The following is a 12,517-nucleotide window of genomic DNA, read 5'->3' on the forward strand; positions in this document are numbered from 1 at the left end:
TGTCTGGAGAGTCGACACGCGTACCTGGAGAGTCAGCTCGCGTACCTGCACGGTCGGCCCGCGTACCTGCACGGTCGGCCCGCGTACCTGCACGGTCGGCCCGCGTACCTGGAAGGTCGGCTCGTGAGCCGACTGTCCGGATACGCGAACCGACCGTCTGGGTACGCAGGCCGACCCTCGGGGTACGCGGGCCTGGGGTCAGTCGAGGGGGCGGGCGCCGAGGTGCTCGGAGAGGAGCTTGCGGGCCAGCTCGTCCGGGTCCTTGTCCGGCGGGGGCGGGGGCGGCGGGGGTGCCGGGCTGGCGTCCTCGTTGTAGAGGTCCTCGTCGTCCTCGTCGCTCGGTTCCGGGGGCAGCGGGATGTCCGGCTCGGTCGTCGTGACCTTGGGCCGGGCCGGGGCCGGCGGGGTGGCCGGGCGGGTGGCCGGCTCGGCAGGCGGTGCCGCCGACCCGGACGGGCGGGTGAACGAGCGCTCCGGGGCCGGCGCCGCCTGCTGCGGGCGGGCCGCGGGGGCCGCCGGGGCGGTGCCGTGGACGCAGCGGACCTGCCAGTCGCCGCCCAGGACGTCGGTCAGGGCGCCGGCGATCTTGCGGGCGTTGTCCTGGTCGGAGAGGCGGCGGGCCAGCGGCTCGGACTTGTGGGTCAGCGTCACGGCGTTGCCCTCGACGCTCGCCACCGTCGCCTGCGTCAGCATCGCCTCGAGGCTGCGGCCGCCGGTGAACTTGCGCAACGCGGTCATCAGCTGCGGCCAGATGTTCCGGAGCCCGGCGGCGTCCAGCCCACCCGAGCCCGCGGCCGCCGGTTCCGGTGCCGCGGCGGCCGTGCCGACGTCCGCGGGCTGCGCCGGCGCGGGTGTGCCGCCGCCGGGCGTGCGCACCGCGCCCCACCCATCGCCTGCCTGGGCCGGGGCCGCGGAAGCAGCAGCGCCGGCGCCCGGCTGAGCCGGAGCTTCGGGCGCGGCGGAGGCAGCGGCCGCGCCCCCCGGAGCCAGGCCGCCATCACCCGGCTGAGCCGCGGCCGGCGTGCGCGGGGCCACGGGAGCAGGATCGGCGGCCGCCGGGCGGGCCGGCGGCTTGACCGGCTCCGGCACCGGTGCCGGCCCCGCCGAAGCCGGACGCTGCGACGGCCTCGAAAACTCACGCTCCGGCGCCGCTCGCACCGGCGGCTCCACGCCACCCTCGGCGGGCGCGCCTCCGCCGCCGGCCACGGTCGCGCGGCGCTCCAGGCGCTCGATCCGGGCCAGCAGCGCCTTCTCCGCGTCGGTCACCGACGGCAGCAGCATCCGCGCGCACAGCAGCTCGAGCACGAGCCGGGGCGACGTCGCACCCCGCATCTCCAGCAGTCCATTGTGGACGATATCGGCGTAGCGGGACAGCGTGGCCAGCCCGATCCGCTCGGCCTGCGCGACCATCCGCGACAGCTCTTCCTCCGGCGCGGACACCAGCCCGCCCGCGGACTCCGGCACCGCGCGCAGCAGCACCAGGTCGCGCAGCCGGTCCAGCAGGTCGGTCGCGAAGCGGCGCGGGTCGTGGCCGGCTTCGGTCAGCTTCTCGACCGTGCCGAACACCGTGGCCGCGTCCTCGGTCGAGAGCGCGTCCACCATGTCGTCGATCAGCGCGACGTCGGTGACGCCCAGCAGGGCGACCGCCCGCGAGTACGAAACGCCTTCCGGCCCGGCGCCGGCGAGCAGCTGGTCGAGCACCGACTGCGTGTCACGCGCCGAGCCGCCGCCCGCGCGGATGACCAGCGGGTACACCGCCGGCTCGACCTCGACGCCTTCGGCCGCGATGTTGCGCTCCAGCAGGTTGCGCATCGAGCTGGGCGGGATCAGCCGGAACGGGTAGTGGTGCGTGCGCGAGCGGATGGTGGTGAGCACCTTGTCCGGCTCGGTCGTGGCGAAGATGAAGATGACGTGTTCCGGCGGCTCTTCCACGATCTTCAGCAGGGCGTTGAAGCCCTGCGTGGTGACCATGTGCGCCTCGTCGATGATGAACACGCGGTAGCGTGACTCGGCCGGCGCGTAGAACGCCTTGTCCCGCAGCTCGCGGGCGTCGTCGACACCACCGTGGCTCGCCGCGTCCAGCTCGGTGACGTCGACGCTGCCGGGGCCTTCCGGCGCGAGCGCCTTGCACGAGTTGCACTCGCCGCACGGGTCCGGCGTCGGGCCCTTGGCGCAGTTCAGCGAGCGCGCCATGATGCGCGCGCTGGACGTCTTGCCGCAGCCGCGCGGACCCGAGAACAGGTAGGCGTGGTTGATCCGCCCGGCGGACAGCGCCGTGCGGAGGGGTTCGGTCACATGCTCCTGCCCGACGACCTCGGCGAAGGTTGCCGGACGGTATTTGCGGTACAGCGCGAGAGCCACCTCGCGAGGGTACCGGGCACCACCGACAACCTTCGCCGTGCGGTCAGGAGACCAGCGCCGTCGCTTCGGCGACCATCGCGTTCACCTTGGTGACGTGCGCCGCCGTGAACGCGTCACGCGCCCGCGCCTCGGGCAGCTCGACGTCCAGGTAGTGCTGCAGGCCCGAGTCCGGCCCGTCGAGCACGCCCTGCGCGACCGCGACGACCTCCGGCCCCTCGCCCAGGGTCCGGGTGGCGTAGACGTCCAGGTCGATCAGGTGCGCGACGTACCGGCCGTGGGCCAGGAACTCGCGGATGTCCGCGACGGTGCCGTCCAGCGCCTTCTGCGCCGCCGACTTCGTCGACGGGCCACCCGCCGCCAGGAGCTGGTTGACCTCGATGCGGTCGTCGGTGTCCCGGCCCGGGTAGTCACCGGTGCGCAGCAGCGCGGCGACACCGGCGTACGGGCCGGCGAGCGCGTCACGAGCCGCCTGGCGCAGGCCGGGGCGGGCGTTCGGGTCCGCCGCGATCGCCGAGACGGCGGCGCGGTCGTCGGACTCCTGCGCGACGGCGAGGCCGCTGCGCACGAACGTGACGACGTCGTCGTCCGAGCCGCTCAGCGCCGCACGGGCGGCGTTCTTGACGGCGGCGCCGCCGTTGCGCAGCAGGTAGACGGCCGCCTTGCGGCCGTTCGGCACGGTCAGCGCCGGGTCGGCCGCGTCGGCGAGCAGCTTGTCGTTGTCGGTCTTGGCCTGCGCGGCGCGCGCCGCGGCCTCCCGCGCCTGCTGCTGCGCGGCCGCCTCGGCGCTCGCGGCGGCCTGGCCGTTCCGCTGGTTCTCGGCCTGCTGGGCGGCGAGCCGGTCGGTGTTCGCCTTGCGCGCGTCGGCGGCGATCCGGCGGGCCGTTCCCGCGGCGACCTTCACCTCGAGGGTGCGGTGGGCGACCTTGGCCGCCTTGGCCTCGTCGAGCCGCTGCCGGACCGCGGTGGCTTCGCCGTCGTAGTTCGTGGCGACCTGCCACCACAGCGACAGGAAGTACCGGACGTCCTCCGGCGTGCCGTCGAGCGCTGCCTGCGCGGCGGCCTTGACCTCCGGGCCGCCGTCGGCCATGGCCTGGTTGACCGTGATCCGGTCGTCGACGTCCTTCGCCTGCTGCAGGCCGGTGTCGAGGAAGACCCGCACGTCGGCGGGGGTGCCGTCGAGCGCCTTCTGGGCCCGGGCGTTGACGGTCGGGCCGCCGGTGCTCATGGCCCGGCCGACGGCGATCCGGTCGTCCGCGATCCGGGCCTGCGGCAGGCCGTGCGCCAGGTACTCGCGGACGTCGTCCGGGGTGCCGCTGAGCGCCTGCTGGGCGGTGCGCTTGGTGACCGGGCCGCCGTTGGTCATGGCCTGGGTGACGAGGACCCGCTCGTCGTCGTTCTGCGCCTGCCGGCGGCCGGTGGCCAGGAAGGCCTGCAGGTCGGCGGGCGAGCCGAGCAACGCCGCTTCGGCGGCCCGCGCCACACCGGAACCGCCGGTCTCCAGGAAGGAAACGGCCTGCGCCCGATCGGGCAGCACGTCCGCGGCCGCCGGCGTCGCGAACGCCCCGGCCGCGAGTGCGGCGGCAACGATTACTGCGTTTGCCCGCAAGAGAACCCCCTCGATCGATGATCGTCCGGTTGCTTATCGCCGGGGTGGTCGGAATGTTTCCGATAACCTCGGATCCCGTGAGCCGCACGCGAAAGCCCGAGCCGGTGCCCGGGCGCTACCCGGTGCGGTTCGGCACGGCGGAGCTGATCCGCGACGCCGACCGCGGCAACGCCTGGCTGGTGTCGGTGGACGGCGTCGCCCAGTCGTACGTCGACCTCGACGACCCCGCCCACCTGGAGTTCGACTACGTCCGCCGGTTCGCGGACGTAGTCGACCGGCTGCCGCCCGGTCCCGTGGACGCGGTGCACGTCGGCGGCGCGGCCTGCACGCTGCCGCGGTACGTCGCCGCGTCCCGGCCGGGGTCGCGGCAGCTGGTGTTCGACGCCGACGGCGAGCTGGTCGAGCTGGTCCGCGCGCAGCTGGGGCTGCGGGTACCGGGCGTGCGCGTCCGGGTGACGGACGGCCGCGAAGGCTTGGCGACGCGCCGCGAGGATTCGGCGGACCTGGTGGTGGTGGACGCGTTCCAGCGGGCGACGCTGGCCGGCGGCCTGGCGACCCTGGAGGCGACGAGGGCGATCGCGGGCATCCTGCGCGGACCGGGCGTCTACCTGGCGAACATCACGGACGGCTCGGGCTTGCCGTTCGCCCGCCGCTTCCTGGCCACGCTGCTCGAGGTGTTCCCGGACGTCCTGCTCCTGGCGGACCCGGGAGTGCTGCGCGGCCGCCGCTTCGGCAACCTGGTGCTGGCGGCCTCGGCGAGCAACCTCCCGGCGGCGGAGATCGCCCAGCGAACGGCCTCGGCGGCGTTCCCGGCCCGCTGCGTGCACGGCGCAGAGCTGCGGAAGCTGGCCGGGAAGGCGGCCCCGATCACGGACGCGGACGCCCCACCGCCCCCGAAACCCCCGGACGACGTGCTGGGCCTGTTCTGACTTCGGCCCTGCCCCGTCCCGCTCCCGCCCTGCTCCGGAAGCCCGAAGCCGCGGCAGCCCTCCCAGACCGCACAGCCAAGGCGCGGCAGACCTCCCAGGCCGCAGGAAAGGCACCGTGGGGGTCCGGGGGCTCGGCCCCCGGGCAGAACGACGAAGTGAAGGCCCGGCGAAGGGGCGAAGCCCCGAAGCCGGAGCCGAAAAGAAGGGGACCCCGCGCACCCGCCAGAGCCTGCTTATCCTTGCTGCCTTCCGGCCCTGGGGAGGTTCACAGGGTGGACGCCGCGCGGGGTCCGTGGATCAGTGTAGCCGCCGAGAACTCTCGGTGGCCCAGCGGGCCCGGATCAAGCCCCCGCACCAGCCTGGGCCCGCGCCCGCTTGAACGTGTTGTGCAGCACCGCCAGCAGCGCGTCCCGGACCGACAGCTTCTGCCGGGCGTCGAACGTGATCAGCGGGACGTCGTCGCTCACCGCGAGCGCCCACCGGACGTCCTCCAGGTTGTGGCCGAGCGAGCCGTCGAACATGTTCACCGCCACCACGAACGGGAGGCCCGCGTTCTCGAAGTAGTCGACCGCCGGGTAGCAGTCGTCCATGCGGCGGGTGTCCACGATCACCAGTGCGCCCAGTGCGCCGTGGACCAGGTCCTGCCACATGAAGCCGAAGCGGTCCTGGCCCGGCGTGCCGAACAGGTACAGCTTGACCTCTTCGTCGATCGTGATGCAGCCGAAGTCCAGCGCGACCGTCGTCGTGGTCTTGGAAGGGACGTGGCCGGTGTTGTCCGCGGACACCGAGGTGATCGCCGCCTCGGTCGTGAGCGGCTTGATCTCCGAGATCGACGACACCGCCGTCGTCTTGCCGACGCCGAAGCCGCCCGCGATGACGATCTTGACCGGGGCCGGCGGCCGGGCGCCCGGTTCAGTGAATGGCTTCGAGTCCACGAATGACCCTTTCGATCATGCCGAGGTCGTGCGAGTTGTGGTTGCCCGGCCGCCGGACGACGACGTAGCCCAGTTCGGCGAGGTCGGCCACCAGCACCCTGGCCACACCGATGTGCAGGCCGAGCATGGCGGCCACCTCGGCGACCGACATCGTGTTCCGGCAGAGGGAAACGATTTCCTGGCGTTCGAACGTGAGCTTCGGGTGCGACGCCGCACCGAGGCGGGACGTCATGACCTGGGCCTCGATCTCGAGGCTCTGGTCGACCGGCTGGGCCCGCCCCGAGGTCATCAGGTACGGCCGCAGCAGCGAAGGCTCCTCGGTCATCGCTCCCCCTAGCTTCCGACGGTGTTCTTCAGCTCCTCGATGAGCCCGGGCGTGAGGACCTCGGTGGCGCGGTTGGCGAACATCGCCATCTCGTAGGCGATCGTGCCGAGGCTGGCCTGCTTGTTGGCCAGCACGCCCAGCGAGCAGCCGATGCTGATCGTGCAGACGAGCAGGTAGCCGTGCTCGAGCTCGATGATCACCTTGTCCGGCGAGCCGAGCGGGTGGCTTTCCGAGACGCCGTGTGCGAGGCCGAGCATGGCGGAGGAGATGGCGGCGAGGCGATCGGCGTTGGAGCGCTCGAGCTCCGACGACATCGCGATCAGCAGGCCGTCGGCCGAGACCGCGATGGCGGCGATCGCGCCCGCGGTGTGCTGCGCGAAGCGGCTCACCAGCCAGTTGAAGTTCTGGGCTTCGACACTGACACCAGGTGCGGGGATGCTCATTTCCTGCTCTCTTCTCCTCGTTCCATCACACGACCGGCGACCACGCCTTGGGGCGGGCTGTCTGCCGTAATGTCCTCCGCCTTCGCGAGACCGGCGGAGAACGCGTCGAACGCCGCTCGTTCGGCCGCCGGGTCCCGCTTGGTGCGGTTGACGACGGCGCGGGCGAGCGGCCGCCCCGCGGGCTGCTTGCGCAGGCCCGGGGCGAGCTGGGCACCGGGGACGCGGCGGACCAGGCCGTCGCGCGACTGCGCGGCGGCCGTGATCGGGGCCGTGGCCACCGGCGAAGCGTCCACGGGGACGCGGACCGGGAGAGGTGACACGGGTGCGGTCACGACGGTGGGCGACGCGGGCGCCGGGTCGGCCGTCAGCGCGCTGACCTCGGCCGCCTTCGCGAAGGTGCTGGCCGGCGGCGTGCTGACCTCGGCGGCCTTGGCGAAGGCGCTCGCGAAGCCGTCCATCGCGGCCTTGGTCGCTTCCGGGTCGTGCCGCGGCTTGCTGTCGTCGGACACCGGAGCGGACGTGCCCGGGCTGGGCAGCTGGGCGCCGCGGACCCGGCGGCGCAGCCCGCCCCGGCTCTCCGAAAACGCCTCAGTCGCCTCCGTCGCCGCGGCCACCACCGCAGGCTCGGGGGCTTCGGCGGGCCGGTCGTCGGGTTCGGCGTCCGGCCACACCGGTTCCAGTTCGCGGAACCAGCGGAAGCCGTTGCCGGGGCCGAGCAGCGCCGGGATCGCCGGCGCCGGCAGTTCGACGGGCCGGTCGCGGGCCGGTTCGGGCACCGGCGGCCGGAAGCTTTCGTCCGAGCTGAACGTGGGAGCCGGCGCGGCGTGCCGCCCCGGCGGCAGCGGCGACGACACCGCCTGCGCCGGGATCACCGGCGCCGGCTCGTTCTTCGGCCGCAGCTCGGTGCGGTGGCTGAACAGCGACGGCGGGATGGTCAGCCGCGCGGTCACACCGCCGGTGGTCGGCGTCGCGAGCAGCTCGACACCCAGCTCGTGGCGCCGCGCCAGCCGGCCGACCACGAACAGGCCGAGCACACTGGTCGGCGCGAGCTCCAGGCGTTCGCGCTCGACGAGCCGCTGGTTCTCCTCGGCGAGTTTCTCCGCGGTCATGCCGATGCCGTGGTCGACGATGCTCACCAGGCAGGCGCCGTCCGCGAGGAACATGGTGTCCACCTCGACCATCGAGCCCGGCGGGGAGAACGACGTCGCGTTCTCCAGCAGCTCGGCGAAGACGAGCACCAGGTCGGCGCCGAGGGCCGACGACAGCAGGATCTCCGCGACGACACCGAGCTTGACGCGCTGGTAGTCCTCGATCTCGGCGAGCGCCGAGCGCAGGGCCGTCGACAGCTCGATCGGGCCGGCGATCCGGGTTTCGTCGCGGGTGCCGGACACCACGAGCAGGTTGTCGGCGTTGCGGCGCAGGCGGGTGGAGAGGTGGTCGAGCCGGTACAGGCTGGCCAGCAGCCGGGTGTCCTGCTCGTTGCGCTCGACCTCGTCGATCAAGGCCAGCTGGCGGCCGACGAGGTTCTGCGTGCGCTTCGCGACGTTCGCGAACATCAGGCTGGTGTTGCGCCGGGTGAGCGCCTGGCGTTCGACCAGCTCGGCCGCGGTGGTCTGGACCCGGTTGAACGCGGCGGCCAGCTTGCCGAGCTCGTCTTCGGAGACGACGTCGATGGTGGCCAGGCGCGGGACCTGCTCCTCGGCCTCTTCGGTGTCGGTCACGCGGACGAGCTCGGTGCCGGCGAGGTCGGCGACCGACGTCGCCGCGGTGGTCAGCTGGCGCAGCGGGCCGGCGATCGAGCGGGACACCGCGACGGCGAGGAAGGCGACCAGCAGGAACAGCGCGCCGGCGCCGAGACCGACCGTCCAGGCCAGCTGGGTCGCGCTGTCGGCACGCCCGGTCGCGGAGTCGGAGATCTCGCTGATCGCCCGCTCCTGCACGAGCTTCCGCTGGCCCGCGTGGGCGTCCGCGGCGGAGAGCACGTCCGCCACGTACTGCGTGGTGCCGGCCGCGTCACGGGGCTTGTCGACCTCGGCGGCGAGTTCGTCTACGCGCCGCCCGGCGTCGCTCTGCTCGATCTGCACGACCTGGGCGGACCGCTGGGCGTCGTCACCGTCGTCGCCCTGCTTGACGAACCGGTCGACGAAGATCGGGGCCTGCTGGGTCGCGTCGTCCAGGATGGACCGGCCGGCCTCCGGCGACACCGCCGTCACGATGAGGGCCATCGCGCGCAGCGAGTTCTCCTCGTTCGCGCGCAGCAGCGCGTCCAGCGCGGTCAGCTCGCGGGCGCCCTCGGCGTCATCGGTCAGCTGCGGGACCAGGCGCAGGGAGTCGATCACCGCGTCGACCACGGCGTTGTAGGTGCGGGCGACGCTGTCGAGTGCGACACCGCGGCGGATGGCGTTCTGCCGCAGCTCGGCGAGCGAGCCGATCCGGGTCAGCGCCGCGGAAAGCTCGTCGGGCGCGTCGTCGCCCAGTGCGCCGCGGACCTCGGCGACCGTCGCGTCGACCACCTTCTGCTGCTGGAGCACCTGGTCGGGGCTCGCCGACGGCGTCGCCACGTACGCACCGGTCAGCAGCCGCTCGCGCTGCAGCTGCCACATCAGGCCGCCGAGCTGCTGCGCGTGCCGCGCCACGGCGGCCGACTGCGCCGCCGACCCGGCGCTGTTCGCCTGGGTCAGCACGAACGGCACCGACACCAGTACCACCGCGATCAGCGGGGGCAGGAGCAGCAGGTTCAGCTTGCCGCGAATACCGAGCCGGGCGAGAAAACCTCCGCCGCCGGCCCGTTTCGCGGTCGGCCTGCCGTGTCTCATCCCGCCACCTTCCCGTCTTCCGTTCTCACTCGACCGCGGCCACCCGGCTCACGTGGCCCCGGTGCTGCTCCCGGACCAGGTCCTCGATCCGGGCGCGCAGCTCGAGGAACTGCGGCTCGCGCTTCACCGCCAGGTCGCGTTCGGCGGGCAGCGCCACCTCGACGTCCGCGGCGATCCGGCCCGGGTCGGAGGCGAGCACCACCACCCGGCCGCCGAGGAACACCGCTTCCTCGACGTCGTGGGTCACCATCAGCACCGTGGTGCCGGTGTCGGCCCACACCTGGCGGATGAGCACCTGCATGTCCTCTTTGGTCTGGACGTCCAGCGCCCCGAAGGGTTCGTCCAGCAGCAGGACTTCCGGTTCGCAGGCCAGGGCGCGCGCGATCGCGACGCGTTGCTTCTGGCCGCCGGAGAGCTGCCTCGGCAGCGACTTGCGCACGGCGTCGAGCCCGGTTTCGGCGAGGTACCAGTCCACCCGCTCGGCGCGCTCGGCCGGGTCGAGCGAGAGCAGTTCGAGTCCGAACGCGACGTTCTTCTCCACGTTGCGCCACGGGTAGAGCGCGCCGGCCTGGAAGACCAGCCCGCGGTCCGGCCCCGGCCCGGTCACCGGCACGCCGTCGAGCACGATCTCGCCCTCGGTCGGCCGGCTGAGCCCGGCCACCAGCGACAGCAGCGTCGACTTGCCGGAGCCGCTCGCGCCGACGACGCAGACGAACTCGCCGCGCCGGACTTCGAGGTCGACGCCGTCGAGGGCGCGGGTGACCCGGCCGCGGACGGTGTAGTCCTTGGCGACGTTCCGCAGTTCCAGCGTCATGCCGCCCACTTCCCGACCCGCGTGCGCAGCAGGCGCAGCAGGACGTCGATGAGGAGCCCGGCGATCCCGATGACCACGAGCACCGCGAAGATCTTGTCGGTCTGCAGGAACCGCTGCGCGCGCACGATCCGGTACCCGAGGCCGGCCTGGGAGTTGATCAGCTCGGCGACGACCACGAAGTTCCACGCCGCCGCGGCGTTGACCCGGATCGCGTCGATCATGCCCGGCAGCGAGTGCGGCACGACGATCTTGCGCAGCACCTCGCCCCGGCGCGCGCCGAGGGTGTAGGAGACGTCGATGAGCGAGTCCGGGACGCCGCGGACGACGTCGGCGGTCATCAGCGTGTTGAAGAACACCGTGCCGATGAAGAGGATGGCGATCTTCGACGGCTCGCCGAGGCCGAGCCAGATGATCAGCAGCGGGATGAACGCGCTCGCCGGCAGGTAGCGCAGCAGCCCGATCAGCGGCTCGAAGAACGCCTGCCCGGCGGTGAAGGTGCCCATCAGGATCCCGAGCGGCACCGAGACGACCACGGCGAGCCCGAAGCCTTCGAGCACCCGCAGGGTGGTGGTCCCGAGGTCGTCGAACAGCTCACCGGTGCCCGCCATGTCGGCGCCGGCCTTGAGCACGGCGACCGGGGACGGCAGGAACGTCGAGTCGACGGACCCGCTGACGCTCAGCGCGATCCACGCCAGCAGCGGGATCGCGAACGACAGCACCGCCAGCGTCCAGCGCGCCGTCGCGGAAATGGGCGTGCGCAAGGAGAACAGCGGCGAAGCCGACGGCTTCAGGCCGGCCCGCCGGGGCAGCGGCGACCAGTCCGGCCGCCCGCCGCGCGCCGCCCGGCCCGCCTCCTGCCGTTCGGCGAGCCGCTGTTCCGCTTCCTGCGCCTCGGCGGCCTGCGCCTCGGCTGTGCTCGCCGGGGTGGTGCGCTGGGTCGGACCGGTCACTGGGGCGAGGCCTTCACGAACTGGTCTTCGAACAACCCGTCGAGCGACGGCCGCTGCTGGGCGAGCCCGGTGGCGACGATGAAGTCGATGATCTTGTTCGCCTGGAAGTCGAGGTGCTGCGCGGTGACGCCCGGCGTGAACGCGTCGATGTTCTGCTGCCGCGTGAAGATGGTGGTGCCGGCGTCGTAGGTCTTGTAGTCCGCTTCGGACACTCCGCCGCGCTTGGCCATGATCTTGACGGCCGCGTCCTTGTTGTTCTTGATCCAGGTCAGCGTCTCGAACCAGGTGTTGACCAGCGCCTGCACGTCCTTCGGGTGGTCCTTGACCAGCTTCTGCGACGTGACGAGGTGATCCGGGATCGCGCCGGGGAACTCCGCCGACGAAGAGATCGCGCGGCTGCCAGGGCGCTCGAGGGCGGTCGAGGTGAACGGCGCGAACGCGGCGACCGCGTCGACCTGGCCGCTCTTGAACGCGGCGGCCGCGGCGTCGGTCGGGAGGTTGACGAGCTGGATGTCCTTTTCGGTCAGCTTCGCCGACTGCAGCGCCAGCAGCAGCAGGTAGTGGTCGACCAGGCCCTGCTCGACCGCGACCTTCTTGCCCTTGAGGTCGGCGATGCTGGTGATCCCGTCCCGCGCGATGATCTTGTCGTTGCCGGTGGAGTTGTCGTTGACCAGCACGATCGACAGCTTGGCGCCGCCGGAGACCGACGACAGCGTGTCGTTGAGGGTCTGGCTGTTGGCGTCGATGGCGCCGCTGGAGAGCGCGTTGATGCTGTCGGTGTAGTTGTCGAAGTACTTCAGGTCGACGTTGACGCCGTTCTTCGCGAACAGGCCCTGTTCCTGCGCCACCTGCCAGGGGAACCAGCCCGGCCAGGCACTGAAGCCGATGGTGATCTTGCTCCCGCTGCCGGACGCGGAGCTGTCACTGCACCCCGAGAGCGCGGTGACCCCCGCGAGGGTCAGCAAGGTCAGGAGCACCGTCAGCAGACGGGGGCGGGGACGGGAAATCACAACGAACTCCAGGTTGCGGGGGAAGTGGAGTGGTGCTGTACCGAAAGGGGGAAGATCGGCGCTCGGGGCTACGGGTGGTGACGACAGGGAGGTCGATCTGTTCGAGCTGCGCTACCGCGCACGGTCATCGCTGCTCACTTCCGCCGCACCTGATCGGGTCATCGCGAGAGAACGCGGACAGGGGGCGCCTACCACCAGTGAAATCCCAGCACTCAAAGCACCGGATCAGCCACCCCTGTCCCTCTCCCGGCGGAGAGCCTAGCGAGTGACACAAGATCCCCACAACGTCCGCCTATGGCCTCCGAACGAGTGACCGCCGCCCGTGTCA

Annotated in this window: 10 protein-coding genes and 1 other RNA gene; 1 reads left to right on the forward strand and 10 read right to left on the reverse strand. The window is 72.5% G+C overall.

Annotated features, from left to right (window positions below; translation table 11 throughout):
• Positions 1-198: 198 nt before the first annotated feature.
• On the reverse strand, positions 199-2,361 hold the full coding sequence (locus ABZX11_RS05475; protein WP_354910151.1) for a DNA polymerase III subunit gamma and tau: 2,163 nt from the start codon (positions 2,359-2,361) through the stop codon (positions 199-201).
• 43 nt (positions 2,362-2,404) lie between these two features.
• Complete coding sequence (locus ABZX11_RS05480; RefSeq protein WP_354910153.1) at positions 2,405-3,967, reverse strand: ALF repeat-containing protein; 1,563 nt, start codon at positions 3,965-3,967, stop codon at positions 2,405-2,407.
• A gap of 53 nt (positions 3,968-4,020) precedes the next feature.
• Here ABZX11_RS05480 and ABZX11_RS05485 point away from each other — a divergent pair, with 53 nt between their 5' ends.
• Positions 4,021-4,896 carry a fused MFS/spermidine synthase gene (locus ABZX11_RS05485; RefSeq protein ID WP_354910156.1) on the forward strand — a complete coding sequence of 292 codons (876 nt, stop codon included), beginning with the start codon at positions 4,021-4,023 and terminating at the stop codon, positions 4,894-4,896.
• 200 nt (positions 4,897-5,096) lie between these two features.
• On the opposite strand, the gene ffs is transcribed toward ABZX11_RS05485, so the two are convergent.
• The 8 genes from ffs to ABZX11_RS05525 all read right to left on the reverse strand — a co-directional run bounded on the left by ffs (position 5,097) and on the right by ABZX11_RS05525 (position 12,189).
• Positions 5,097-5,191, reverse strand: an RNA gene (gene ffs, locus ABZX11_RS05490) — signal recognition particle sRNA small type.
• A 46-nt stretch (positions 5,192-5,237) separates the two neighbouring features.
• Positions 5,238-5,831, reverse strand: a complete 594-nt coding sequence (locus ABZX11_RS05495) for an ATP/GTP-binding protein (RefSeq protein WP_176174229.1) — start codon at positions 5,829-5,831, stop codon at positions 5,238-5,240.
• On the reverse strand, positions 5,809-6,156 hold the full coding sequence (locus tag ABZX11_RS05500; RefSeq protein WP_091319104.1) for a DUF742 domain-containing protein: 348 nt from the start codon (positions 6,154-6,156) through the stop codon (positions 5,809-5,811). Before ABZX11_RS05500 ends, ABZX11_RS05495 begins: the two co-directional genes overlap by 23 nt.
• 8 nt (positions 6,157-6,164) lie before the next feature.
• Positions 6,165-6,599 carry a roadblock/LC7 domain-containing protein gene (locus ABZX11_RS05505; protein ID WP_043776017.1) on the reverse strand — a complete coding sequence of 145 codons (435 nt, stop codon included), beginning with the start codon at positions 6,597-6,599 and terminating at the stop codon, positions 6,165-6,167.
• Positions 6,596-9,415: a nitrate- and nitrite sensing domain-containing protein gene (locus tag ABZX11_RS05510; RefSeq protein ID WP_354910159.1), complete on the reverse strand. Its 2,820-nt coding sequence runs from the start codon at positions 9,413-9,415 to the stop codon at positions 6,596-6,598. Before ABZX11_RS05510 ends, ABZX11_RS05505 begins: the two co-directional genes overlap by 4 nt.
• Positions 9,416-9,440: 25 nt before the next feature.
• Positions 9,441-10,229, reverse strand: coding sequence for an ABC transporter ATP-binding protein (locus tag ABZX11_RS05515; RefSeq protein WP_176174227.1), 789 nt, complete (start codon positions 10,227-10,229; stop codon positions 9,441-9,443).
• A complete protein-coding gene (locus tag ABZX11_RS05520; RefSeq protein WP_176174226.1) occupies positions 10,226-11,179 on the reverse strand; it encodes an ABC transporter permease in 954 nt (317 codons plus the stop codon). The genes ABZX11_RS05515 and ABZX11_RS05520 overlap by 4 nt, the downstream gene beginning before the upstream one ends.
• Complete coding sequence (locus ABZX11_RS05525) at positions 11,176-12,189, reverse strand: ABC transporter substrate-binding protein (RefSeq protein WP_176174225.1); 1,014 nt, start codon at positions 12,187-12,189, stop codon at positions 11,176-11,178. Before ABZX11_RS05525 ends, ABZX11_RS05520 begins: the two co-directional genes overlap by 4 nt.
• Between the last annotated feature and the right edge of the window lie 328 nt (positions 12,190-12,517).

The sequence above is a fragment of the Amycolatopsis sp. NPDC004169 genome (assembly GCF_040610315.1).
GTDB lineage: Bacteria > Actinomycetota > Actinomycetes > Mycobacteriales > Pseudonocardiaceae > Amycolatopsis.